At 63.6% G+C, this 24,006-nt stretch carries 22 protein-coding genes and 1 riboswitch; of the genes, 4 read left to right on the forward strand and 18 right to left on the reverse strand.

Translation table 11 applies throughout. The features are described 5' to 3' along the window. Positions 1–88 precede the first annotated feature (88 nt). The 18 genes from AC0L2B_RS05385 to AC0L2B_RS05470 all read right to left on the reverse strand — a co-directional run bounded on the left by AC0L2B_RS05385 (position 89) and on the right by AC0L2B_RS05470 (position 18,918). Positions 89–1,759, reverse strand: a complete 1,671-nt coding sequence (locus AC0L2B_RS05385; RefSeq protein WP_473744498.1) for a ribonuclease J — start codon at positions 1,757–1,759, stop codon at positions 89–91. A 116-nt stretch (positions 1,760–1,875) separates the two neighbouring features. Next, positions 1,876–2,697, reverse strand: coding sequence for a biotin--[acetyl-CoA-carboxylase] ligase (locus AC0L2B_RS05390; RefSeq protein ID WP_473744499.1), 822 nt, complete (start codon positions 2,695–2,697; stop codon positions 1,876–1,878). 4 nt (positions 2,698–2,701) lie between these two features. Beyond that, complete coding sequence (nuoN, locus tag AC0L2B_RS05395; RefSeq protein ID WP_473744500.1) at positions 2,702–4,138, reverse strand: NADH-quinone oxidoreductase subunit NuoN; 1,437 nt, start codon at positions 4,136–4,138, stop codon at positions 2,702–2,704. A 19-nt stretch (positions 4,139–4,157) separates the two neighbouring features. Then, positions 4,158–5,663 (reverse strand): NADH-quinone oxidoreductase subunit M, encoded by a 1,506-nt coding sequence (locus tag AC0L2B_RS05400; protein ID WP_023798865.1) that lies wholly within the window; start codon positions 5,661–5,663, stop codon positions 4,158–4,160. Further along, the gene (nuoL, locus tag AC0L2B_RS05405) at positions 5,663–7,636 is read right to left on the reverse strand and encodes an NADH-quinone oxidoreductase subunit L (protein ID WP_287214147.1); all 1,974 of its coding nucleotides are present in this window, start codon (positions 7,634–7,636) and stop codon (positions 5,663–5,665) included. The genes AC0L2B_RS05400 and nuoL overlap by 1 nt, the downstream gene beginning before the upstream one ends. 11 nt (positions 7,637–7,647) lie before the next feature. Beyond that, positions 7,648–7,956 (reverse strand): NADH-quinone oxidoreductase subunit NuoK, encoded by a 309-nt coding sequence (gene nuoK / locus AC0L2B_RS05410; protein WP_023798863.1) that lies wholly within the window; start codon positions 7,954–7,956, stop codon positions 7,648–7,650. Between the two features lies 1 nt (position 7,957). Then, complete coding sequence (locus tag AC0L2B_RS05415; protein WP_091594336.1) at positions 7,958–8,578, reverse strand: NADH-quinone oxidoreductase subunit J; 621 nt, start codon at positions 8,576–8,578, stop codon at positions 7,958–7,960. Between the two features lie 121 nt (positions 8,579–8,699). Then, positions 8,700–9,191 carry an NADH-quinone oxidoreductase subunit NuoI gene (gene nuoI, locus AC0L2B_RS05420; protein WP_473744501.1) on the reverse strand — a complete coding sequence of 164 codons (492 nt, stop codon included), beginning with the start codon at positions 9,189–9,191 and terminating at the stop codon, positions 8,700–8,702. Further along, on the reverse strand, positions 9,191–10,234 hold the full coding sequence (gene nuoH / locus AC0L2B_RS05425) for an NADH-quinone oxidoreductase subunit NuoH (RefSeq protein ID WP_023798860.1): 1,044 nt from the start codon (positions 10,232–10,234) through the stop codon (positions 9,191–9,193). Before nuoH ends, nuoI begins: the two co-directional genes overlap by 1 nt. Before the next feature lies 1 nt (position 10,235). Further along, positions 10,236–12,317, reverse strand: a complete 2,082-nt coding sequence (nuoG, locus tag AC0L2B_RS05430; protein ID WP_473744502.1) for an NADH-quinone oxidoreductase subunit NuoG — start codon at positions 12,315–12,317, stop codon at positions 10,236–10,238. Then, the gene (locus tag AC0L2B_RS05435) at positions 12,317–12,625 is read right to left on the reverse strand and encodes a pentapeptide repeat-containing protein (RefSeq protein WP_023798858.1); all 309 of its coding nucleotides are present in this window, start codon (positions 12,623–12,625) and stop codon (positions 12,317–12,319) included. Before AC0L2B_RS05435 ends, nuoG begins: the two co-directional genes overlap by 1 nt. A gap of 8 nt (positions 12,626–12,633) precedes the next feature. Next, complete coding sequence (locus AC0L2B_RS05440) at positions 12,634–13,326, reverse strand: NADH-ubiquinone dehydrogenase (protein ID WP_473744503.1); 693 nt, start codon at positions 13,324–13,326, stop codon at positions 12,634–12,636. Positions 13,327–13,528: 202 nt separating this feature from the next. Continuing rightward, positions 13,529–14,833: an NADH-quinone oxidoreductase subunit NuoF gene (nuoF, locus tag AC0L2B_RS05445; RefSeq protein WP_128166987.1), complete on the reverse strand. Its 1,305-nt coding sequence runs from the start codon at positions 14,831–14,833 to the stop codon at positions 13,529–13,531. A 10-nt stretch (positions 14,834–14,843) separates the two neighbouring features. Beyond that, positions 14,844–16,172 carry an NADH-quinone oxidoreductase subunit E gene (locus AC0L2B_RS05450; RefSeq protein ID WP_473744504.1) on the reverse strand — a complete coding sequence of 443 codons (1,329 nt, stop codon included), beginning with the start codon at positions 16,170–16,172 and terminating at the stop codon, positions 14,844–14,846. Then, positions 16,173–17,363, reverse strand: a complete 1,191-nt coding sequence (locus tag AC0L2B_RS05455) for an NADH-quinone oxidoreductase subunit D (protein WP_473744505.1) — start codon at positions 17,361–17,363, stop codon at positions 16,173–16,175. Positions 17,364–17,372: 9 nt separating this feature from the next. Then, on the reverse strand, positions 17,373–17,975 hold the full coding sequence (locus tag AC0L2B_RS05460) for an NADH-quinone oxidoreductase subunit C (protein WP_473511662.1): 603 nt from the start codon (positions 17,973–17,975) through the stop codon (positions 17,373–17,375). 5 nt (positions 17,976–17,980) lie between these two features. Next, positions 17,981–18,562, reverse strand: a complete 582-nt coding sequence (locus tag AC0L2B_RS05465; RefSeq protein ID WP_027156092.1) for a NuoB/complex I 20 kDa subunit family protein — start codon at positions 18,560–18,562, stop codon at positions 17,981–17,983. Beyond that, positions 18,553–18,918, reverse strand: a complete 366-nt coding sequence (locus tag AC0L2B_RS05470) for an NADH-quinone oxidoreductase subunit A (protein WP_023798850.1) — start codon at positions 18,916–18,918, stop codon at positions 18,553–18,555. The genes AC0L2B_RS05465 and AC0L2B_RS05470 overlap by 10 nt, the downstream gene beginning before the upstream one ends. Before the next feature lie 335 nt (positions 18,919–19,253). Here AC0L2B_RS05470 and AC0L2B_RS05475 point away from each other — a divergent pair, with 335 nt between their 5' ends. From AC0L2B_RS05475 to AC0L2B_RS05490, 4 genes are all read left to right on the forward strand, one after another. Beyond that, complete coding sequence (locus AC0L2B_RS05475; RefSeq protein ID WP_473744506.1) at positions 19,254–20,453, forward strand: winged helix-turn-helix domain-containing protein; 1,200 nt, start codon at positions 19,254–19,256, stop codon at positions 20,451–20,453. A gap of 259 nt (positions 20,454–20,712) precedes the next feature. Continuing rightward, a riboswitch (cobalamin riboswitch) is annotated at positions 20,713–20,915 on the forward strand. A 38-nt stretch (positions 20,916–20,953) separates the two neighbouring features. Beyond that, positions 20,954–21,388, forward strand: coding sequence for a DUF1636 family protein (locus AC0L2B_RS05480; protein WP_287056179.1), 435 nt, complete (start codon positions 20,954–20,956; stop codon positions 21,386–21,388). Further along, positions 21,385–22,422: a cobalamin biosynthesis protein CobW gene (gene cobW, locus AC0L2B_RS05485; RefSeq protein ID WP_473744507.1), complete on the forward strand. Its 1,038-nt coding sequence runs from the start codon at positions 21,385–21,387 to the stop codon at positions 22,420–22,422. The genes AC0L2B_RS05480 and cobW overlap by 4 nt, the downstream gene beginning before the upstream one ends. An 18-nt stretch (positions 22,423–22,440) precedes the next feature. Continuing rightward, on the forward strand, positions 22,441–24,006 hold a 1,566-nt coding region (locus AC0L2B_RS05490), incomplete at its 3' end, for a cobaltochelatase subunit CobN (protein ID WP_473744508.1).

The raw sequence follows: 24,006 nt of genomic DNA on the forward strand, positions 1-24,006 counted from the left end.
AATAGGGAGGAGATCGTTTGCACTTCTTCGCCTGTCTTTCCCTACTCCCCTACTGCCCTACTGCCCTACTGCCCTACTCCCTTGTTCGTCACCTTGTGACGAACACCGTCACCAGCGGCTTCTTGCCCCAGGCTTCATTGGCGGCGCCGCGGACGGCGCGGCGCACTGCCTCCTGCACGAGATCGAGATCTCTTCGGCGCTGACGGGGGATGGAGTCCACGGCGCCGATTGCCGCATCGATCATCAGGTCTTCCAGGCTCTCGCCGCGGGCATCGGCCTCGGCGACGCCGATGGCGACCAGATCGGGATCGCCGGCGAGCTCATATTTGTCGTCGAGCACGACATTGACCGCGACATGGCCGGCGAAAGACAGCTTGCGCCGGTCGCGAATGCCCATCGCCTGGTCGGTGCCGATCAGCCTGCCGTCCTTGTAGATGCGGCCGAACGGCACCTGGTCGATGATCGTCGCCGCACCGGGATAGAGCCGCAGCATGTCGCCGTTGCGCACCTGCGCCACCTGGCCGATGCCGGACACCGACATCAGCGATCCCTGCGCCACCAGATGCGCCGCCTCGCCATGCACCGGAACGCCGATCTGCGGCCGCACCCATTCATACATCTTGCGCAACTCGCTACGGCGCGGATGGCCCGAGACATGCACCAGCGCATCGCCGTCCTCGATGATCTTGATGCCGAGATCGATCAGACGGTTCTTGATCTCAAGGATACCCTTCTCGTTGCCGGGAATAGTGCGCGAGGAAAACACCACCGTGTCGCCTGCCGTCAGCGACACCGATTTCATCTCCTCGCGCGACAGTTTCGCCAGTGCCGCAAGCGGCTCGCCCTGGCTGCCGGTGCAGATGATGACGAGGTTTTCGCGCGGGATGAAGCCAAAATCCTCCTCGGCGATGAATTCGGGCAGCCCATCCATATAGCCGAGCTCGCCGGCAACATCGATGACCCGCTTCAGCGAGCGGCCGAGCACCAGGCACTGCCGGCCGGCATCGCGTGCCGCCTTGGCAATGGAGACGATGCGTCCGACATTGGAGGAGAAGGTGGTGACCGCAACGCGGCCCTTGGCGCTCTGGATGACGCCCTTGAGGCCTTCGCCAACCGCGACTTCCGACGGCGACACCCCTTCCCGCAGCGCATTGGTGGAATCGCAGATCAACGCCAGCACGCCCTTGTCGCCATAGGCGCGAAAGCGCGCCGCGTCGGTCAGCGGACCGATCGTCGGCGCCGGATCGATCTTCCAATCACCGGTGTGGATGACGGTGCCGGCCGGCGAGGTGATCGCCAGCGACATCGGCTCGGGGATCGAATGCGCGACCGGGATGGCCTCGATCTCGAACGGGCCGACGCTGAACTTTTCACCGGCGCGGTAGATCGTCACCGGGATCTTTGGTGCGCCCTGCTCGCCCTGCCGCTTGGCTTCCAGCAATCCGGCGCCGAACGGCGTCATCCAGACCGGCGCCTTGAGCTTCGGCCATGTGTCGAGCAGCGCGCCGTAGTGGTCCTCATGCGCGTGCGTGATGACGATGCCACGCAGATTGGCGATGTTCTCCTCGATGAAGCGCGTGTCGGGCAGCACCAGGTCGACGCCAGGCAGGCTGGCATCGGGAAAGGTCACGCCGACATCGACGACGATCCATTCGCGCGCATTGGCCGGCCCGTAGCCATAGAGGGCGAAGTTCATGCCGATCTCGCCGACGCCGCCAAGCGGCACGAAGACGAGTTCGGCGTTTTCCGCTGTCGCCATGATCATTCCTTTCCTGGCCGGTCAACCCAAGCCCGTCAAAATCTGGGGCCAGTCAAACCTGAGCCCGTAAAAAACTTGGCCTGTCAAAACCTTGGCCTGCCAAACCTGGGGGCCTGTCAAACCTGGGCCGACGCGACCGCACCGAAATGCACGTCGCCGGCGGCGATCGTCAGAACCGAACCCTCATCGTCGCGGATCACGAAACGGCAGTCCTCGTCAATGGTCTCGAACGTGCCGCGCACCACATTACCGTCAATTCTGACAGCAACCTGCCCGCCAAGCCCTGCCGCGCGCGCTAGCCAGCGCCGCCTGACGGCGGCCAGCCCGCGCCCATCGTTCCACAGCCGCGCATTCTCGCTCCAGGCATCCGACAGCGCCAGAAACAATGTCTCGGCATCGCAAGCAGCGCCCAGCGCGCTAAGCGATGTCGCCGGATAAGGCAAATCCTTGGGGTATGCCACAACATTGACGCCGATGCCCACCGCCACCGCAAAGCGATCGCCTTCGAGTATCGCCGATTCCAGCAGGATGCCGGCAAGCTTGGCGCCGGAGGCGAGCACATCGTTCGGCCATTTCAGCTCGAAACGGTTTTTTCCATCGCTGCCGCCGTCGATGCCGATTGCGATCCTGCCCTTCGGCACGACGGCCTCGAGCGCATCGGCCAGCGCCAGCCCGGCGACGAAACCGAGCGTCGCGGCCAGGCGAAGCTCGGCATTGGTGACCACCAGCAGCGTCGCCGCCAGATTGCCCTCGGGCGTCGCCCAGACCCGGCCGCGCCGGCCACGCCCGCTTTCCTGTTTTTTCGAAACGACCCAGAGCTTGCCCGAATCTCCCGCCCGCGCACGGTCGAGCGCCAGCGCATTGGTGGAACCGACCGTGTCATGTGCCTCGAGCCGGAACCCTTCCGAGGCCGCTGTTGGAGCCAGCCGAAATGCCATCCCGTCAGAAGAATGTCTTGGCGGCGGCTTCGGCATAGGTGCCGATCGGCCCGCCGATCAGCACATAGAACAGCACGAAGGCGCCGCAGACGCCAAGCACGACGCGAAGCTCGGTCGCCATCGGCACGAAGCCGCCGACCGCTTCGTCGAACCACATGATCTTGATGATCCGCAGATAATAATAAGCGCCCACCACCGAGGCCAGCACGCCGATGATCGCCAGCGCGTAGAGGTTGGCGTTGATGGCGGCAAGGAACACGTACCATTTCCCCCAGAAGCCGGCGAGCGGCGGAATGCCGGCCAGCGAGAACATCAGGATGGTCAGGATCGTCGCCATGATCGGATTGGTCGATGACAACCCGGCGAGATCGCTGATCTGTTCGACATTGCCTTCCTTGCGCCGCATGGCGAGGATGAAGGCGAAGGTGCCGAGCGTCATCACCAGATAGATCAGCATGTAGATGGCGACACCGCGAACGCCGGCCTGGCTGTTGGCGGCGAGGCCGACCAGGGCGTAGCCCATATGGCCGATCGAGGAATAGGCCATCAGCCGCTTGATGTTGGTCTGGCCGATCGCCGCAAAGGCGCCGAGCAGCATCGAGGCGATCGAGATGAAGACGATGATCTGCTGCCAGTCGGCGGCGATCGGCTGGAAGGCGTCCATCGTGACGCGCACGATCAGCGCCATCGCCGCCATCTTCGGCGCCGCCGCGAGGAAGGCCGTCACCGGCGTCGGCGCGCCTTCATAGACGTCGGGCGTCCACATGTGGAACGGCACCGCCGATATCTTGAAGGCGAGGCCGGCCAGCACGAAGACCAGGCCGAAGACCAGGCCAAGCTGCCGCTCGCCGCCGCCAAGTGCTGCGGCGATCTCCTGGAAGCCGGTGTTGCCGGTGTAGCCGTAGACGAGGCTGATGCCGTAGAGCAGCATGCCCGACGACAGCGCCCCAAGTACGAAGTACTTGAGTCCCGCCTCGGTCGAGCGCAGATTGTCCCGGTTGATCGCCGCCAGCACGTAGATTGCCAGCGACTGCAGTTCGAGGCCGAGATAAAGCCCGATCATGCCGTTGGCCGAGATCATCAGCATCATGCCGAGCGTGCACAGCAGGATCAGCACCGGATACTCGAACTTGTCGAAATGCTCCGCCTTGGCGAAGCGCATCGACATGACCAGCGTCACCGCCGACCCGATCAGCGCCAGCACCTTCATGAAGCGGGCGAAGGGATCCTGGACGAAGGCTTCGCCGTAAGCGTTGCCCTGCCCGGTGGAAAGGATCGTCCAGACGCCGGCAACGACCAGGACGGCGACGGCAAGGCCGCTGACCGTGGTGGTGGTGTTGGCGCGCGAATAGGCGCCGAGCATCAGCAGCGCCAGGGCGCCGACGGCGAGGATCAGCTCTGGCGTCGACAGCGACAGGCTGGAGAGAAGGTCCGGCGTCATGGTTCGCAAACCTCTCGGGTCAGTTCGCCGCCGCGGTCTGCGCGGTGTCGATGGATGCGGTGACATTGGTGACGAGCGCCTTGACCGATGCGGCGGTCGCGTCGAAGACCGGCGCCGGGTAGACGCCGAAGAAGATGACCAGCACGGCCAGCGGGTAGATGATCACCTTCTCGCGCGTCGACAGGTCGAGCAGGCCTTTCAGGCTGTCCTTGGTCAGCGCGCCGAAGATCACCCGGCGATACAGCCACAGCGCATAGGCCGCCGACAGGATGACGCCGGTGGCGGCGAAGAACGCCACCCAGGTGTTGACCCGGAACACGCCGAGCATGGTCAGGAACTCGCCGACGAAGCCGCTGGTGCCGGGCAGGCCGACATTGGCCATGGTGAAGATCATGAACACGGTGGCGTATTTCGGCATGTTGTTGACCAACCCGCCATAGGCGTCGATGTCGCGCGTGTGCATGCGGTCGTAGATGACGCCGACGCAGAGGAACAGCGCGCCGGAGACCAGGCCGTGCGACAGCATCTGGAAGATTGCCCCCTGGACGCCTTCCTGGTTCATCGCGAAGATGCCCATGGTGACGAAGCCCATATGGGCGACCGACGAATAGGCGATCAGCTTCTTCATGTCCTCCTGCATCAACGCCACCAGCGAGGTGTAGATGATGGCGACGACGGACAGCGCGAAGACCAGCGGCGCAAACATCTCCGAGGCGATCGGAAACATCGGCAGGGAGAAGCGCAGGAAGCCGTATCCGCCCATCTTCAGCAGGATGGCGGCCAGGATCACCGAACCGGCCGTCGGCGCCTCGACATGGGCGTCCGGCAGCCAGGTGTGCACCGGCCACATCGGCATCTTCACGGCGAAGGAGGCGAAGAAGGCGAGCCATAGCCAGGTCTGCATGGAGGCCGGGAAGTTGTGCGTCAGCAGCGTCGGGATGTCGGTGGTGCCGGACTGGAAGAACATCGCCATGATGGCGAGCAGCATCAGCACCGAGCCGGCCAGCGTGTAGAGGAAGAACTTGAACGAGGCGTAGACGCGCCGCTTGCCGCCCCACACGCCGATGATGATGAACATCGGGATCAGGCCGGCCTCGAAGAAAACGTAGAACAAGACGATGTCGAGCGCGCAGAACACGCCGATCATCAGCGTCTCCAGCAGCAGGAAAGCGATCATGTAGGCCTTGACGCGCTTCTCGATCGATTCCCACGAAGCCAGGATGCAGAGCGGCATCAGGAAGGTGGTCAGGATGACGAACAGCATGGAGATACCGTCGACGCCCATATGGTAGGAGATGCCGGAATCCAGCCAGGCAAACTTCTCGACGAACTGGAAGCCGGGCTCCGCATTGTCGAAGCCGGTCCAGATGAACAGCGAGATGATGAAGGTGATACCAGTCGTCCACAACGCGATGGCGCGGATGTTGCGGCGGGCATTCTCGCTGTCGTCATTGATCAGCAGAATGAACAGCACACCAACCAGCGGCAGGAAGGTGACCAGCGAGAGGATCGGCCAGGCGGTCATCAGAGCATCATCCAGGTGACGAATGCGGCAACGCCGATCAGCATGGCGAAGGCATAATGATAGAGGTAGCCGGTCTGCAGCTTGACAACCCGGTTGGTGACGTCGACGACGCGCGCCGAAACCCCGTCAGGACCAAGTCCGTCGATCACGGTGCCGTCGCCGGTCTTCCACAGGAAGTGGCCGAGGCGTTTTGCCGGCCGCACGAACAGGAAGTCGAAGAGTTCGTCGAAATACCACTTGTTGAGCAGGAAGGCGTAGAGCCCGCGATGCTGCGCCGCCAGGTTCTTCGGCATCTCCGGCGCGCGGATGTAGAATTGCCAGGCAATCGCAAAGCCGATCAGCATGGCGACGAACGGCGACAGCTTCACCCAAAACGGCACTTCGTGGATGTCGTGCAGGATGTGGTTTTCCGGCAGCGTGAACAGCGACGCCTTCCAGAACTCGGCATAGCCCTCGCCGATGAAGGCGCCATGGAAGATCACGCCGGCGAACAGCGCGCCAGCCGCCAGGATGTACAGCGGCACCAGCATGACCGGCGGCGATTCATGGACGTGGTGCATGACGTCGTGGCTCGCCCGCGGCTGGCCGTGGAAGGTCATGAAGATCAGCCGCCAGGAATAGAAGCTGGTGAAGCAGGCGGCGACGACCAGCAGCACGAAGGCAAGGCCGGCGACCGGATTGTGCGCGGCAAAGGCGCTTTCGATGATCGCGTCCTTGGAAAAGAAGCCGGCGGTGCCGATGACCGTCACCGGAATGCCGACGCCCGTCAGCGCCAGCGTGCCGATCACCATCATCCAATAGGTCTTCGGAATGAGCGTCCTGAGGCCGCCCATCCTGCGCATGTCCTGTTCATCGGAGACGGCGTGGATCACCGAGCCCGAGCCGAGGAACAGCAGCGCCTTGAAGAAGGCATGCGTGAACAGATGGAAGATGGCCGCGCCATAGGCGCCGACGCCGAGCGCCACGAACATGTAGCCGAGCTGCGAGCAGGTCGAATAGGCGATGACGCGCTTGATGTCGTTCTGGACAAGGCCGACGGTCGCCGCGAAGAAGGCGGTGAAGGCGCCGATGAAGGTGACCACGATCAGCGCCGAATGCGACAGTTCGAACAGCGGCGACAGCCGCGCCAGCATGAACACGCCGGCCGTCACCATGGTGGCGGCATGGATGAGCGCCGAGACCGGCGTCGGGCCTTCCATGGCGTCCGGCAGCCAGGTGTGCAGCGGCACCTGCGCCGACTTGCCCATGGCGCCCATGAACAGCAAGAGACAGACGACGGTCATCGCAGCCTGCTTGTCGAGGGCATAGCCGAGGAAGGTCAATACGGCTGCGCCCTCCGGCGCGCCTTCGGCCGGAATGAACGTCGCCGCATTGGCGAAGATGGTGCCGAGATTGACCGAGCCGAACAGCACGAACACGCCGAAGATGCCGAGCGCGAAACCGAAATCGCCGACGCGGTTGACGACGAAGGCCTTGATCGCGGCGGCATTGGCCGACGGTTTCTTGTACCAGAAGCCGATCAGCAGATAGGAGGCGAGGCCGACGCCTTCCCAGCCGAAGAACATCTGCACGAGGTTGTCGGCCGTCACCAGCATCAGCATGGCGAAGGTGAACAGCGACAGATAGGCGAAGAAGCGCGGCCGGTTCGGGTCGTGATGCATGTAGCCGATGGAGTAGATGTGGACCAGCGCCGACACCGTGTTGACGACGACCAGCATCACCACCGTCAGCGTGTCGATGCGCAGTGCCCATGCGGCCTCCAGCCCGCCCGACTGGATCCAGCGCAGCACCGGCACAGTGAACACCTCGCCCTCGCCGAACCCGACGGCGAAGAAGGCGACCCACGACAGCACGGCTGATATCACCAGGAAGCCGGAGGTGATGTATTCGGACGCCTTGGCGCCGAGCGACGTGCCGAACAGGCCGACGATCAGGAAGCCGAGCAGAGGAAGGAAGACGATGGCCTGATACATGGTGGTTTCCGTCAACCCTTCATCATGTTCACGTCTTCGACCGCGATCGAGCCGCGGTTGCGGAAGAAGACGACGAGAATGGCGAGGCCGATCGCCGCTTCAGCCGCTGCGACCGTCAGCACGAACAGCGCGAACACCTGTCCGACGAGATCGCCGAGCGCTGCCGAGAAGGCGACGAAATTGATGTTGACCGCAAGCAGGATCAGCTCGATCGACATCAGGATGACGATGATGTTCCTGCGGTTGAGAAAGATGCCGAACACGCCGAGCGTGAACAGGATCGCCGATACGGTCAGATAATGTGCGATGCCGACGACCATCTCAGATTCCTTCGCCCGTCTTGACCTTGCGGATTTCCATTCCCGTTGCCGGCGTGCGGCCGACCTGGGCGGCGATCGACTGCCGCTTGATGCCCGGCTTGTGGCGCAGCGTCAGCACGATGGCGCCGATCATGGCGACCAGCAGCACAAGGCCGGCAATCTGGAAATAGTAGAGGTAGTCGGTGTAGAGGATGTCGCCGAGCGCTGCCGTGTTCGAGCGCGCGGCAAGGTCCGGAATGGGTTTTGCAACCGTTGCCGCCAGTTGCGGCGCGAACGTATAGCCGCCGAGCACGACGATCAGCTCAGCCGCCAGGATCAGCCCGACCAGCGCGCCGATCGGCGCGTATTGCAGGGCGCCTTCCTTCATCTCGGCGAAATCGACGTCGAGCATCATGACGACGAAGAGGAACAGCACCATGACCGCGCCGACATAGACGACGAGCAGGATCATCGCCAGGAACTCGGCGCCGGTCAGCATGAACAGGCCCGCGGCATTGAAGAAGGTCAGGATCAGGAACAGCACCGAATGCACGGGATTGCGCGCCGAAATGACCATGAACGCCGACGCCACCGCGACAAAGGCGAAGAGGTAGAAAAAGGCCGCCTCTAGTCCATTCAGCATGGGTTCCCCCGGGTTCCTGTCCGAACAGGACGTTCGTCCTGTTCGATGTTTGCCACCGCCTCCGGTCGGCAAGTTTCGTGTTCCTTAGACGAGGCCCTTCGCCCCGTCCATGCGTCAAATGTCAGCGGTACGGCGCGTCCAGCGAGATGTTGCGCGCCAGTTCGCGCTCCCAGCGGTCGCCATTGGCCAAGAGCTTGTCCTTGTCGTAATAAAGTTCCTCGCGCGTCTCGGTCGCGAATTCGAAGTTCGGCCCCTCGACGATGGCGTCGACCGGGCAGGCCTCCTGGCAGAAGCCGCAATAGATGCACTTCACCATATCGATGTCGTAGCGCACGGTGCGGCGGGTGCCGTCGTTGCGGCGCGGGCCGGCCTCGATGGTGATCGCCTGCGCCGGACAGATCGCCTCGCACAATTTGCAGGCGATGCAGCGCTCCTCGCCGTTCGGGTAGCGGCGCAGCGCATGCTCGCCGCGGAAGCGCGGGCTGGTCGGCCCCTTTTCGTGCGGATAGTTGATCGTCTCCTTCGGCGCGAAGAACTGGCGCATCGACAGGAAGAAAGCGCTGACGAAATCCTGCAGCAGCAGGGATTTTGCGGCTTGGGCTAGAGCAGTCATCACGCAAACCCCGTGATCTTGAGGAACGCGGCGACGATCACCACCATCGCCAGCGAGATCGGCAGGAAGACCTTCCAGCCGAGCCGCATCAGCTGGTCGTAGCGGTAGCGCGGCACGAAGGCCTTCACCATCGAGATCATGAAGAACACCAGGCAGACCTTGAGCACGAACCAGATCAGACCCGGCACCCAGGTGAAGGGAGCGAAATCGAAGGGCGGCAGCCAGCCGCCGAGGAACAGGATCGTGGCCAGCGCGCACATCAAGACGATGGCGACATATTCGCCGAGGAAGAACAGCAGGAACGGCGTCGACGAATATTCGACCATATGGCCGGCGACGAGTTCCGATTCGGCTTCCACCAGGTCGAAGGGCGGGCGGTTGGTTTCGGCCAGCGCCGAGATGAAAAAGATGACGAACATCGGGAACAGCGACAGCCAATGCCAGTCGAGGAAGGTGTTGGGCAGCCCAACCCTTGTGCCCAGCCCATCCTGCTGCGACAGCACGATGTCGGACAGGTTGAGCGAGCCGACGCAAAGCAGCACGGTGACGATGACGAAGCCGATCGAGACCTCGTAGGACACCATCTGCGCCGCCGAGCGCAGCGCGCCGAGGAACGGATATTTCGAGTTGGACGCCCAGCCGCCCATGATCACGCCATAGACCTCGAGCGAGGAGATGGCGAAGACATAGAGGATGCCGACATTGACGTTGGCGATCGCCCAGCCCTCATTGACCGGGATCACCGCCCAGGCCGAGATCGCCAGAACCGCCGAAACCAAGGGCGCCAGCAGAAAAACGCCCTTGTTGGCGCCGGACGGAATCACCGGCTCCTTGAACACGAACTTCAGAAGGTCGGCGAAAGCCTGCAGCGTGCCCCATGGGCCGACGACGTTTGGGCCGCGGCGCAACTGCACCGCCGCCCAGATCTTGCGGTCCGCGTACAGGATGTAGGCGACGAAGATCAGCAGCACGACGATCAGCACGACTGACTTCAGCAGGATGAGAAGCGCCGGCAGCACGTAGAAGGAGAAGAAGGTGTCCATGCTATTCCGCCGCCTGCCTAAAACCGTTTTTCGCCAGCGCCGAGCACTCCGCCATCACTGCGGAAGCCCGCGCGATCGGGTTGGTCAGGTAGAAATCCTTGACCGGCGAGGTGAAGGCGCCCTTGCCAAGCCGCCCGCCGAGCTTCGCCACCTCAGCGATATCGTCGGCATTGCCGGCCGCGACCTGGTCGATGCGGGCAAGATGCGGGTATTCGCCATAGAGTTTTGCGCGCAGCTGCGGCAGCGAATCGAACGACAATCTCTTGCCCAGCACATCCGACAGCGCCCGCAGGATCGCCCAGTCCTCGCGCGCATCGCCCGGCGCGAAGCCGGCGCGGTTGGTCTGTTGCACCCGGCCCTCGGTGTTGACGTAGGTGCCCGATTTTTCGGTATAGGCGGCGCCCGGCAGGATGACGTCGGCGCGGTGCGCGCCGTGGTCGCCATGCGTGCCGATATAGACGACGAAGGCGCCGCCGGTCCTGGTCATGTCGATCTCGTCGGCGCCGAGCAGGAACAGCACCTCCATATCGCCCAGCATGCCGGCGACGTTCTTGCCGCCCTCGCCCGGCACGAAGCCGGCATCGAGACCGCCGACACGCGCCGCCGCAGTGTGCAGCACGGCAAAGCCGTTCCAGTCGGCTCTCGCGGCATTGACGGCCAGGCTGAGCTTCGCCGCATGGCCGAGCACGGCCGCGCCGTCCGAGCGCGACAGCGCGCCCTGACCGACGATGACAAGCGGATGCGTCGCCTGCTTCAGCACCTGGAAGAATTTGCCGTTGCCGTCGGCCAAATCCTTCAGCGATTCCGGTCCGGCGCCGAGCTGCTCATAGTCGTAGCGCGTATCGCCGACATCGCCGATGACGCCGACCGGCAGGTTGCCGAGCCGCCAGCGCTTGCGGATGCGGGCGTTGAGCAAGGAAGCCTCGAAGCGCGGATTGGCGCCGATGATCAGCACCGCGTCGGCCTGCTCGATGCCCTCGATGGTCGGGTTGAAGAGATAGCTTGCCCGGCCGAGCGACGGATCGAGCGCCGCACCGTCCTGACGACAATCGGTGTTCTTCGAGCCGAGCGAGGCCATCAGCAGCTTCAGCGCATAGATCTCCTCGACGGCGGCGAGATCGCCTGATATGGCGCCGATCTTGTCGGGCGCGGTTCGCGACACCGCTTCCTTGATCGCGGAAAAAGCCTCGGCCCAGCTTGCCGGGGCCAGCTTGCCGTTCTTGCGGACATATGGCCGGTCGAGGCGCTGGGTGCGCAAGCCGTCCCAGATGAAGCGGGTCTTGTCGGAAATCCACTCCTCGTTCACCGCCTCGTTGGTGCGCGGCAGGATGCGCATCACCTCGCGGCCTCTTGAATCGACGCGGATCGCCGAGCCGACTGCGTCCATCACGTCGATGGATTCGGTCTTGGTCAGTTCCCACGGCCGCGCCTGGAAGGCGTAGGGCTTGGAGGTCAGCGCGCCGACCGGGCAAAGGTCGATGACGTTGCCCTGCAGTTCCGATGTCATCGCGCTTTCGAGATAGGTGGTAATTTCGGCGTCCTCACCGCGGCCGATCAGGCCGAGCTCGGAAATGCCGGCAATTTCGGTGGTGAAGCGGACGCAGCGCGTGCAATGGATGCAGCGGTTCATGATCGTCTTGACCAACGGCCCGATATATTTGTCTTCGACCGCCCGCTTGTTCTCGTGATAGCGCGAGGAATCGACGCCGAACGCCATCGCCTGGTCCTGCAGGTCGCACTCGCCGCCCTGGTCGCAGATCGGGCAATCGAGCGGATGGTTGATCAGCAGGAATTCCATCACGCCTTCCCGGGCCTTCTTGACCATCGGCGTGTTGGTGAAAATTTCCGGCGTTTCGCCATTTGGTCCCGGACGCAGATCGCGCACGCCCATGGCGCAGGACGCCTGCGGCTTGGGCGGCCCGCCCTTCACCTCGATCAGGCACATGCGGCAATTGCCGGCGATCGACAGCCGCTCATGGAAGCAGAAGCGCGGCACTTCGGCGCCGGCGTCCTCGGCTGCCTGCAGCAGCGTGTAGTGGTCGGGTACAGTAATTTCTTTCCCGTCGACCTTGAGCTTTGCCATCAATTGCCCCCGGCGGTCTTCGCCGTCTCATATGCCTGGAACAGGTCTTCAAGGCTGATCCCGTTGATCATCATGCCCGCAACCTGCGCGTCTATCTTCACGTTGCTCATGTTCACGTTGGTGAAATACGCGTTCGAAAGATTGGCGTCTTCCACCTTGGTGTTGCTCAGGTTGGTGCGGTGGATCCTGGCCGCCGACAGGTTGACGTCGTGAAACCGGGTGTTCGACATGTTGACGTCATCGAAACTGGAATTGCTGACGATGGCGTTGCGCACGTCGAGAACATCGCGCCTGTCGTGGACCTCCATCGCGTCGCCTACCTCTCGGCCTTGGCGGCCAGCGCCGCTGCTTGGCCAAGCCAGTTGTCGCGACCGATGCGGCCCTTGAACGACAGATAATCGTCGACCCAGGCGATCTCTTCCGGCGTCCACGCCGCGATCTGGCCGTAGGTCCAGATGCCCAGGCCGTTCAGCACCTGTTCCAGCTTCGGCCCGATCCCCGATATCGCCTTGAGGTCTGCCGGGTTTTCCGGACGATCCATTGCCTTGGGCTGCTTGAAATCCTCCGGCATCAACCCGGCCGGTGCGGCAGCCGCATCCACCACGCTGCGCGCATCATCCATGCTGTTGGCGGCTATGTCATTCACGTTCCTGGCGAAGGACTGCGCCTCGGCGATCAAGGTTTTTGTCGCCGCGCGCGCCTTGGTCGAGGAGCTTGTCCCTGTCTGCGAAAAACGTTCGACCCTGGCATCGAAATCGTCGACGATCGGCTGGAAGAGGCGCTGCGAGGCCTCGGCGGCTCCCGAGAGCACGCCCATCCACACCCCAAAGGCATGATTGGCAAGCCCGATGCCGAGCGCCGACATCGCTGCCGCACTCGCGACAGGGTGCGCCAGGAGATTGACGGCGCTGGCCATCTCCTTCGGCATCATCCTGGTCAGGTCCTGGTTCATCTTCTCGAACGGGTCCAAATCTGGCATCAAATGTTCGGGTCTCGAATTCAGCGACATAGGTAGTCTCCTGGTCGTTTCTTCCGTATGCCCCGGCCTGTTTCCTCAAATCGGGCACTTGCCCGTATTTCAGATCGGGCCCTCGCCCGTATCTCAAATCGGGCACTTGCCCGGATTTCAGATCGGGCTCTTGCCCGTATTTCAGATCGGGCACTTTTGCCCGTATCTCAAATCGGGCATTCGCCCATCTTTCAACTCTCGTCTATTCCGCCGCCACCATCACCGGCTCTGCCCGGTGCGCATTGCGCGAAAACTCGTCGATACGCCGCTCCACCTCGCCGCGGAAATGCCGCATCAGGCCCTGGATCGGCCACGCCGCCGCATCGCCCAGCGCGCAGATCGTGTGGCCCTCGACCTGTTTGGTCACGTCGAGCAGCATGTCGATCTCGCGCTTCTGCGCCTCGCCGCGCACCAGCCGCTCCATCACCCGCCACATCCAGCCGGTGCCTTCGCGGCACGGTGTGCACTGGCCGCAGCTCTCGTGCTTGTAGAAGTAGGAAAGCCGGGCGATCGCCTTCACGATATCGGTCGATTTGTCCATGACGATGACAGCCGCCGTGCCGAGACCCGATTTCAGGTCGCGCAGCGCATCGAAATCCATCGGCGCATCGATGATCTGCTCCGCCGGCACCAGCGGCACCGAAGCGCCGCCCGGAATGACCGCCAGCAGATTGTCCCAGCCGCCGCGAATGCCGCCGCAATGCGTCTCGATCAGCTCGCGGAACGGGATCGACATCGCCTCTTCGACGGTGCACGGCGTGTTGACGTGGCCCGAAACGCAGAACAGCTTGGTGCCGACGTTGTTGGGCCGGCCGAACGACGAGAACCACGCCGCGCCGCGGCGCAAAATGGTCGGCGCCACCGCGATCGACTCCACATTGTTGACCGTCGTCGGGCAGCCATAGAGGCCGACATTGGCCGGAAACGGCGGCTTCAGCCGTGGCTGGCCCTTCTTGCCTTCGAGGCTTTCGAGCAGCGCCGTTTCCTCGCCGCAGATATAGGCGCCGGCGCCATGATGCATGTAGATGTCGAAATCGTATCCGGACGTGTTGTTCTTGCCGATCAGCTTGGCCGCATAGGCCTCGTCGATGGCGCGCTGCAGCGCCTCGCGCTCGCGGATGAACTCGCCGCGCACATAGATGTAGGCGGCGATCGCGCCCATGGCGAAGCCGGCGATCAGGCAGCCTTCGACCAGCGTGTGCGGGTCATGGCGCAAAATGTCGCGGTCCTTGCAGGTGCCGGGCTCGGATTCATCGGCGTTGACGACGAGATAGCTCGGCCGGCCGTCGCTCTGCTTGGGCATGAACGACCATTTCAGCCCGGTCGGGAAGCCGGCGCCGCCGCGGCCGCGCAAGCCTGACGCCTTCATCTCGTTGACGATCCAGTCGCGCCCCTTGGCGATGATGCCGGGCGTGTTGTCCCAGGCGCCGCGCGCCATCGCACCGGCCAGCGACTTGTCGAAGCGGCCGTAGATGTTGTTGAAGATGCGGTCTCTGTCCTGAAGCATTGTTCGTCCCTCAGACCGGTTTCTTGCTGAAGACGCGGATATATTCGGCGACCCCGCCCTTGGCCAGCGCCTTGGCCTGCTTGACCCAGTCTTCGCGCTCGATGCGGCCGTGGAAACTGAGATAGCCATCGACCCACTCGCGCTCGGCCTTCTTCCAAGACGCGACTTGCGCGTAGGTGAAGATACCAAGCGAATGCAGGATGCCTTCGATCTTCGGGTCGACGCCCGAGATCAGCTTGAGATCGTCGACCAGCGCCGGCCTGGCGATGCCGGCCGGACGGTTCTTGTCCTCGAGCGAAGGTTTGCCCGTCTTGGCACTGGTCGTCTTGACGGGTTTTTTGCCGGCAGCGCCGATCGGCGCTTCCTTCAACTCCGGCGCCTTGAAAGCAGCCGTCGGCTCAGCCTTGGTCTTGGGACCGCTGCGCTGTTTCAAAACCTTTTCGACTTCCGGCGCGGCCTTGTTGGCGTTGGCCGCCGAATGCCGCGGCGCTCTGACGCTCGCCGCCTTTTCCGTATCCGGTGCGACCTTTGCCGGAGAAGGCGTCTCCAGCGCCGGGCTGGTTTCGGGCGCATCGGTCTTCGGCTTGCTGGCCTTCGACGGCGCAACGGGGCCGGCCGATGCCTGGGCCAGAGCCGCTGGCGCCGCGACAATTGCCGCTGGCGCTGCCTCCCTGGCGGCCTTGGCGGCTGCCTTGGCGTCCTTGTCGCGGGTCGTCTTCAGGATTGCCTTTTCGCTCTTCAGCGTCGTCAGGCCGGTGATCGGCTCGGAGGTGATGCGGCCGTTCTGCGGCCCCGGCTTCACCGAGGCGCCCTTGCCGGCATCATAGAGGTCGATGATCTCGGCAAGCCGCTCCGGCGTCAGATCCTCGAAAGTGTCCTTGAAAATCATCACCATCGGCGCGTTGACGCAGGCGCCAAGGCATTCGACCTCTTCCCACGACAGCGTGCCCTTGTCGTTGGTGTGGAACTGGTCGTGATGGATTTTCGAACGGCACACGTCCATCAGCGCTTCCGAGCCGCGCAGCATGCAGGGCGTGGTGCCACAGACCTGGATATGCGCGCGGGTGCCGACCGGATTGAGCTGGTACTGCGTGTAGAAGGTCGCGACTTCGAGCCCTCTGATGTAGGGCATGCCGAGCATGTCGGAGATCGTCCCGATCGCAGCCTTGGTCACCCAGCCTTCCTGCTCCTGCGCAAGCATCAGCAACGGGATGATCGCCGACTGCTCGCGGCCCTTCGGATATTTGTTGATCCATTGCTTCGCCGCCGCCGCATTCGCCCGGTTGAAGGCGAAGGAGGCTGGCTGGAGGCTGGCTTCTGCGAGACGGCGGACTGACATTTATCGATCGACCTCACCAAACACGATGTCGAGGGAGCCGAGAACGGCGGTGACGTCGGCCAGCATGTGGCCGCGGCACAAAAAGTCCATGGCTTGCAGATGCGCGAAGCCGGGCGCGCGCAGCTTGCAGCGATAGGGCTTGTTGGTGCCGTCCGAGACCAGGTAGACGCCAAACTCGCCTTTCGGCGCTTCCACCGCCGCATAGACCTCGCCGGCCGGCACGCGATAGCCCTCGGTGTAGAGCTTGAAGTGATGGATCAGCGCTTCCATCGAGCGCTTCATCGCCGCGCGCTTCGGCGGCACCACCTTGCCGTCGAGGTTCGACACCGGTCCCGTGCCCTCCTTGCCGAGCAGCAGGTCGACGCACTGGCGCATGATTTTCGCCGACTGGCGCATCTCTTCCATGCGCACGAGATAACGGTCGTAGCAGTCGCCGTTCTTGCCGATCGGAATGTCGAAATCCATCTCGGCATAGCATTCATAGGGCTGCGACTTGCGCAGATCCCAGGCGACGCCGGATCCACGCACCATGACGCCCGAAAAACCCCAGGCCCAGGCATCGGCCAGCGAGACGGTGCCGATGTCGACGTTGCGCTGCTTGAAGATGCGGTTGCCGGTGAGCAGTGCGTCGAGGTCGTCGAGCGATTTCAGGAACGGATCGATCCAGTTGCCGATGTCCTCGACCAGCTGCTGCGGCAGGTCCTGGTGGACGCCGCCGGGCCGGAAATAGGCTGCATGCATGCGCGAGCCGCTGGCCCGCTCATAGAACACCATCAGCTTTTCGCGCTCGACAAAACCCCACAGCGGCGGCGTCAGCGCGCCGACATCCATTGCCTGCGTCGTCACGTTGAGGATGTGCGACATGATGCGGCCGATCTCGCAATAGAGCACGCGGATCAGCTGGCCGCGCTTCGGCACCTCGATGCCGAGCAACCGCTCGGCGGCCAGCGCAAAGGCATGCTCCTGGTTCATCGGCGCGCAGTAGTCGAGCCGGTCGAGATAGGGCACGGCCTGCAAATAGGTCTTGGCTTCGATCAGCTTCTCGGTGCCGCGATGCAACAGCCCGATATGCGGATCGACGCGATCGACGACTTCGCCGTCCAACTCAAGAACCAGCCTCAAAACACCATGCGCTGCAGGGTGTTGAGGTCCAAAGTTGATGTTAAAATTGCGGACGGAGGTTTCAGCCATTCTGGCGTCTCAATTCGTCTTGGCTTTTTCGTCGCCTGGAAGGACGTAATCCGTCCCCTCCCAAGGGCTGAGAAAATCGAAATTGCGGAATTCCTGTTTCAATTCCACCGGCTCGTAGATGACCCGCTTGGCCTCGTCGTCGTAGCGCACCTCGACGAAACCGGTCAGCGGGAAATCCTTGCGCAGCGGATGGCCTTCGAAGCCGTAATCGGTCAGGATTCGCCTGAGATCGGGGTGGCCCGAGAACAGCACGCCGTAGAGATCGTAGGTTTCGCGCTCGAACCAGTCGGCGCCCGGAAACACACCGGTGATAGACGGCACCACCGTCTCCTCGTCGGCCTGCACCTTGATGCGGATGCGAATATTCTGCTTCGGCGACAGCAGGTGATAGACGACGTCGAAGCGCTTGGCCCGCGACGGATAATCGGCGCCGCAGACGTCGATGATCGAGATGAACTGGCATTTTGGATCGTCGCGCAGGAAGCTCACCACCTCGATCAGATCGTGCGGCTCGAGCGAGATCGTGAGTTCGCCATAGGCAAGCACCGCATCGCCTATCCGGCCGCTCAGCTTCTCGCCGAGATAGGTCGAGAGTTCATTCAGGCTCATCATCGCGCTCACCGCTCGATCGTGCCCGTGCGGCGGATCTTCTTTTGCAACAGAAGGATGCCGTAGAGCAGCGCTTCCGCGCTCGGCGGACAGCCGGGCACATAGATGTCGACAGGCACGACGCGATCGCAGCCGCGCACCACCGAATAGGAATAGTGATAGTAGCCGCCGCCATTGGCGCAGGAGCCCATCGAGATGACGTAGCGCGGCTCCGGCATCTGGTCGTAGACCTTGCGCAGCGCCGGCGCCATCTTGTTGGTCAGCGTGCCGGCGACGATCATGATGTCGGACTGGCGCGGCGAGGCGCGCGGCGCAACGCCGAACCTCTCCGAGTCATAGCGCGGCATCGAGGTGTGGATCATCTCGACCGCACAGCAGGCAAGACCGAAGGTCATGAACATCAGCGAGCCGCTGCGCGCCCAGGTGATCAGCGCCTCGGTCGAGGTGACGAGAAAGCCCTTGTCGGCAAGCTCGTTGTTGATCTCGAGGAAGAAGGGATCATTCGCCCCCACCGGCTTTCCGGTGCTGGGGTCGAGAATGCCTTTTGGCTTCGGCGCGACGAGCGTGCCGGAATTGTCGCTCAATCCCATTCCAGCGCTCCTTTCTTCCATTCATAGGCAAAGCCGATGGTCAGCACCGCCAGAAACACCATCATCGACCAGAATCCGAGCATGCCGATCTGGCTGAAAGACACTGCCCACGGAAACAGGAAGGCCACTTCCAGATCGAAGATGATGAACAGGATCGACACTAGGTAGAAGCGGATGTCGAACTTCATGCGGGCATCGTCAAAGGAGTTGAAGCCGCATTCATAGGCGGAAAGCTTTTCCGGATCGGGATTGCGGTAGGCCACCAGAAAGGGTGCGGCAAGCAGCGCCAGGCCGACGACCAGCGCCACGCCGATGAACAGGACGATGGGCAGGTACGAACTCAACAATGCGTTCATGCTGCAGCTTTCCGTTGGCGGCCAATCCACTCTGATTACAGCACCGGACCCACTTGCGGAAGCGTGACAGTTTAACCACTGAACCGTTTTAGGGGGCTCTATGCTGCAACGCGGCGAGGGTTAGCGCAGGGCTTTCGGCGAAGCAAGTCAAACCTTGTTCAAAACACGGTGCTCGACGGCATATCCGGATAAACTGGTCCAATCCGCTCCTGTTTGATTTCCTTCGCTTTTTACTCCACTTTTCTCTCCTGACATGGATGCCGCCAGAACCCTGCTAGCATGGTGCGGAATCATCTCTCCCACCTTTGGTCAAACGCCGACAGAGTGCCGCCTGTATGAAGGAAAAAATCTCGCTCGCCATGGCCCGGCGCATCGCGCTTGCCGCACAGGGGTTTGCCGATCCTCGCCCTAACGGCACGCCCGATCGCCGCCATCTGGCCCGTGTGCTTGGCCGGACCGGTCTGCTGCAGATCGATTCCGTCAGCGCGGTGGTGCGTGCCCATTATATGCCGCTCTATTCGCGGCTTGGCCCCTACCCGCTCGCCCTGCTCGACAACGCCGCCGTGACGCGCAAGCGCAAACTCTTCGAATATTGGGCGCACGAAGCCTCCTTTCTGCCGGTCGAAACCTATCCGCTGATGCGCTGGCGCATGGAACGGGCCGAACGTGGCGAGGAAATGTATAACGGGCTGGCCAAGTGGGGCCGCGAGCGCACCGCCTACATTGAAGACATCTTTCGCGAGGTCGTCGAACGCGGCCCGATCGCCGCTTCCGCCCTGGAAGGCCAGAAAGGCTCAGGCGGCTGGTGGGGCTGGAGCGACGCCAAGCACGCTTTCGAATGGCTGTTCTGGGCCGGCCGCATCACCACGGCGTCACGTCGTGGCTTCGAGCGGCTTTATGACCTGCCGCAGCGCGTGCTGCCGCCGGCAGTACTTGCCTTGCCTGTGCCCTCGCCTGAGGATGCGCACCGCGAATTGCTGCGCATTTCCGCCCGCGCCCACGGCGTCGCGACAGCAGGCGACCTGCGCGACTATTTCCGCCTCTCCCCCGCCGACATCAAAGGCCGCATCGAGGAACTGGTCGAGGCCGGCGACCTCTTGCCGGTGACCGTCGAAGGCTGGAGCAAGCCCGCCTATCTTCACAGGAATGCCCGTTTTCCGCGCAAGATCGAGGCGCGCGCCTTGCTCGCTCCCTTCGATCCGGTAGTCTTCGAGCGGGCGCGTACGGAAAGACTGTTCGACTTCCGCTATCGCATCGAGATCTACACCCCTGCCGAAAAGCGCCAATACGGCTATTATGTGCTGCCGTTCCTGCTCGGCGAAAGGATCGTGGCGCGCATCGACCTTAAGGCCGACCGCCCGGCCGGCGTGCTGCGCGTCCATGCCGCCTATGCCGAACCCGGCGCGCCGCCGCAAACCGCCGCCGAACTTTTTGAGGAATTGAAGCTGATGCAGGGCTGGCTCGGGCTCGAACGCATCGAGGTGACGCCTGCGGGGGATCTGGGCCATGCGCTGGCGGATGTCGCGGTTTCGTGAGGTCGATGTGGGCGCTGCCCCTCACCTGCCTGCCGGCGTCCTCTCCCCGTATAGAGACGGGGAGAGGGATGCTGTCATCGATGGTTTCGCCAATCGCCAGCGTTGCAGGCGCCGCCGTTGCGGCCAGCTCTTTCTCCCCGTCACTATACGGGGAGAAATGCCCGGCAGGGCAATGAGGGACAGCGCCGACGCGAAAATTGCCCCGCAGCGTTTCCCTCGCCGCGTCGTAGACGTGCGTTGACACGACTGCCTCCACAAGCCTAAATCCGGTTCAGACGGTCTCCTCTCGGCAAAGGGAGGAGCCAAGAGGGAATGCGGTGCGAAATCCGATTTCAAATCCGCGGCTGTCCCCGCAACTGTAAGCGACGAGCCAAGGCCGATAACCACTGGGAAAATCCCGGGAAGGCGGCACCAAGGCGATGACCCGCGAGCCAGGAGACCTGCCGTCTAGGACAAAAGAATCCGATCGCCTGGCGGGTTTTCCGGGCAAGGAGCCTGATTTGGAACGCGACAGCAGTTTTTCGGCTGAGACAGCGGGCGTATTGTCCGGCGATGATGATGCTCTGGCCGACGTCACCGTGATCGTCTGCGCCTCCTGCCGTGACGAGACCGGCTCCGACGGCCATCCTCGCGCCGGCGAATTGTTGGCCGAAGACACGCGCCGCGCCGCCTCTGGCGAAAATATCCGTATCCGCAGCGTCGAATGCCTCGGCAACTGCAAGCGCCGCCTCAGCGCCGCTATCCTGCGCGACGGCTGCTGGAGCTATGTCTTCGGCGACCTGACCGCGACCAGCGGCGCCGATCTCATCACCGGCGCAAAACTCTTCGCCACCTCGACCGACGGCCTCATCCCATGGCGCGGCCGCCCCGATTGCCTGAAGCGCGGCCTCGTTGCCCGCATCCCACCCCTCGACCTTTTGAAGGACCAGATATGACCACTTCCGTCTCGCGTGTGCCCTGCACCGTCGTCACCGGCTTCCTCGGCGCCGGCAAGACGACGCTGATCCGCCATCTGCTCGAAAACGCCGGCGGCAAGCGGCTGGCCATCATCGTCAACGAGTTCGGCGACATCGGCATCGATGGCGAGATTCTTAAGGGATGCGGCATCGACACCTGCCCTGAGGAAAACATCGTCGAACTGGCCAATGGCTGCATCTGCTGCACCGTCGCCGACGATTTCGTCCCGGCGCTCGACCAGATCCTGTCGCTGACGCCCAGGGTCGACCATATCCTGATCGAAACCTCCGGGCTGGCGCTGCCCAAGCCGCTGGTCCAGGCCTTCCAGTGGCCGACGGTGAAGAGCCGGGTGACGGTCGACGGCGTCATTGCCGTGGTCGACGGACCGGCGCTGGCCGAAGGCCGCGTTGCCAACGACATGGACGCCCTGCAGGCGCAGCGCGCGCAGGACGAGACGCTCGACCACGACGATCCGGTCGAGGAGGTGTTCGAGGACCAGCTCGCCTGCGCCGACCTGATCATATTGTCAAAGAGCGACCTGATGGACGCCGCCGGCTCGGCCCGCGCCAATGCCGTCATCGGGAAGCACGCCGCCCGCGCGGTGAAGATCGTGCCGGCCTCGCAGGGCAAGGTCGATCCGTCCGTGCTGCTCGGCCTCGGCCTTGCCGTCGAGGACGACATCGAGAACCGCAAGACGCACCACGACGACGAGCTCGATCACGAGCATGACGATTTCGACTCGTTCGTCATCGACATTCCGTCGATTGCCAATCCCGATGAGCTGGCGTTGCGTGTCGCCACGGCGGCGGAGGAAGAAAACGTGCTGCGCGTAAAAGGCTTCGTCGAGGTCGGCGGCAAGCCGATGCGGCTGTTGCTGCAGGCAGTCGGGCCGCGCGTCAACCACTACTACGATCGCGCCTGGACCGCCGCCGACGATCGCCGCTCCCGCCTCGTCGTCATCGGCCTGAAAGGGCTGAACCGCCCGGCCATCGAGCGTATTCTCGCCGGCTGACCTCAGGCACGAGCCGCGATGCACATCCTCACCACCACATCCGCCTCGCTCGACGATCTTGCCGAGCCTGTCGATCTCAGGCAGACGCCTGCGGATGTCGTGGCGCTGTCCTTCACCGACAGCGATCTGGCCGGGCTGGCGGCGGCATGGCAGGCAGATGCGGATCGGCTGCCGTCGATGCGGCTGGCCGCCTTGCGCGATCTGCGCCATCCGATGTCCGTCGACCTGTGGATCGACAGTGTCGCCCGGCACGCCAGGGTTGTTCTGGTTCGCATCCTCGGCGGCTACGACTGGTGGCGCTACGGCTGCGACCAGCTCGCCTCGACCGCCCGCGCGCACGGCATAAAACTGGCGCTGCTGCCCGGCGAATGCCGCGACGAGGATCTCCGGCTGATCGAAGGCTCGACGCTGCCGCGCCAGGAGCTCGACGGCCTGCTCGGCTATTTCCGCGAAGGCGGCCCGGAGAATATGACGGCGCTGGTGCAGAGGCTGGCAAGTCTCGCGGGATCAGATGTGGCAGTCGCGGAGCCGGTTGTCGTGCCGAAGGCGGGATTTTATGAGCCGGGATTGGGGGTCGTAGAAAGACCGGACTTTTCAAATGCTGGCGTTCCTTCGCGCCTTGCAGCCATAGAATCCGCCCCAATCATCCCCATTCTCTTCTACCGCTCGATGCTGCTCGCCGCCGATGTCGCGCCGATCGAAGCGCTTTTTGAAGCGCTGCGGCAGCGCGGCATGGCCCCCGTGCCGATCTTCGTCTCCAGCCTCAAGGACCCGGCCTCGCTCGCCTTTGTCGAGACCGCGCTTGCCGCGCTGAAGCCGGCCGCCATCATCACCGCGACCGCCTTCGCCTCGGGTGCCGAGCCCGGCGTCGAAACCCTGTTCGACCGCGCCGGCGTTCCTGTTTTTCAGGTCATCGTCGCGACGACACGCCGCGATATCTGGCAAGACAACCAGCGCGGCCTGGCGCCCGCCGACCTCGCCATGCATGTCGTCCTGCCGGAACTCGACGGCCGCATCCTTGCCGGCGCCGTTTCCTTCAAGGGCGAAAGCGAGGTCGATCCCGCATTGGCCTTCCGCGCCTTCGCCAACCGGCCGGAGCTGGACCGGGTCGCGCAGGTGGCGAACCGTGTCGAGGCGTTCGTGCGCCTGCAGCGCACGCCGCGCGAAAAGCGCAAGCTCGCCATCCTGATACCCGACTATCCGAGCGCCCCCGGCCGCACCGGCTACGCCGTCGGCCTCGACGTGCCGTCCAGCGTGCTGGCGATGCTGCACGACCTGAGCGAACAGGGCTACGTCGTTGAAGGGATTCCGCAAACCCCACGTGAACTGCTGGAGATGCTGGAGCGTGGTGGCGGAAGGTTGAGGTTGGAGGATTATCTGACCTTGTCGAAGGAATTGCCGCCGGCGGCCATCGCTGCGGTAGAGGCCGCGTGGGGGAATGCGGCAGATGAGACAGGTTTGTGCGAGGCGCCCCCCACAGTGGGGGGGGGGGGGGGGGGGGGGGGGTGGGGGGGGGGGGTGGGGGGGGGGGGGGGGGGGGGGGGGGGGGGGGGGGGGGGGGGGGGGGGGGGGGGGGGGGGGGGG

The organism is Mesorhizobium sp. WSM4815, from assembly GCF_055811575.1.

Coding starts and splice junctions, on each gene's coding strand:
- nuoN (WP_473744500.1), bottom strand. CDS start 4,138: ATGACGCCGGACCTTCTCTCCAGCCTGTCGCTGTCGACGCCAGAGCTG.
- AC0L2B_RS05415 (WP_091594336.1), bottom strand. CDS start 8,578: ATGCTGAATGGACTAGAGGCGGCCTTTTTCTACCTCTTCGCCTTTGTC.
- nuoF (WP_128166987.1), bottom strand. CDS start 14,833: ATGCTTCAGGACAGAGACCGCATCTTCAACAACATCTACGGCCGCTTC.
- AC0L2B_RS05390 (WP_473744499.1), bottom strand. CDS start 2,697: ATGGCATTTCGGCTGGCTCCAACAGCGGCCTCGGAAGGGTTCCGGCTC.
- AC0L2B_RS05435 (WP_023798858.1), bottom strand. CDS start 12,625: ATGGAGGTCCACGACAGGCGCGATGTTCTCGACGTGCGCAACGCCATC.
- AC0L2B_RS05385 (WP_473744498.1), bottom strand. CDS start 1,759: ATGGCGACAGCGGAAAACGCCGAACTCGTCTTCGTGCCGCTTGGCGGC.
- nuoK (WP_023798863.1), bottom strand. CDS start 7,956: ATGGTCGTCGGCATCGCACATTATCTGACCGTATCGGCGATCCTGTTC.
- nuoH (WP_023798860.1), bottom strand. CDS start 10,234: ATGGACACCTTCTTCTCCTTCTACGTGCTGCCGGCGCTTCTCATCCTG.
- cobW (WP_473744507.1), top strand. CDS start 21,385: ATGACCACTTCCGTCTCGCGTGTGCCCTGCACCGTCGTCACCGGCTTC.
- nuoI (WP_473744501.1), bottom strand. CDS start 9,191: ATGACTGCTCTAGCCCAAGCCGCAAAATCCCTGCTGCTGCAGGATTTC.
- AC0L2B_RS05460 (WP_473511662.1), bottom strand. CDS start 17,975: ATGATGAGCCTGAATGAACTCTCGACCTATCTCGGCGAGAAGCTGAGC.
- AC0L2B_RS05475 (WP_473744506.1), top strand. CDS start 19,254: ATGAAGGAAAAAATCTCGCTCGCCATGGCCCGGCGCATCGCGCTTGCC.
- nuoG (WP_473744502.1), bottom strand. CDS start 12,317: ATGGCAAAGCTCAAGGTCGACGGGAAAGAAATTACTGTACCCGACCAC.
- nuoL (WP_287214147.1), bottom strand. CDS start 7,636: ATGTATCAGGCCATCGTCTTCCTTCCTCTGCTCGGCTTCCTGATCGTC.
- AC0L2B_RS05470 (WP_023798850.1), bottom strand. CDS start 18,918: ATGAACGCATTGTTGAGTTCGTACCTGCCCATCGTCCTGTTCATCGGC.
- AC0L2B_RS05440 (WP_473744503.1), bottom strand. CDS start 13,326: ATGTCGCTGAATTCGAGACCCGAACATTTGATGCCAGATTTGGACCCG.
- AC0L2B_RS05465 (WP_027156092.1), bottom strand. CDS start 18,562: ATGGGATTGAGCGACAATTCCGGCACGCTCGTCGCGCCGAAGCCAAAA.
- AC0L2B_RS05450 (WP_473744504.1), bottom strand. CDS start 16,172: ATGTCAGTCCGCCGTCTCGCAGAAGCCAGCCTCCAGCCAGCCTCCTTC.
- AC0L2B_RS05400 (WP_023798865.1), bottom strand. CDS start 5,663: ATGACCGCCTGGCCGATCCTCTCGCTGGTCACCTTCCTGCCGCTGGTT.
- AC0L2B_RS05455 (WP_473744505.1), bottom strand. CDS start 17,363: ATGGCTGAAACCTCCGTCCGCAATTTTAACATCAACTTTGGACCTCAA.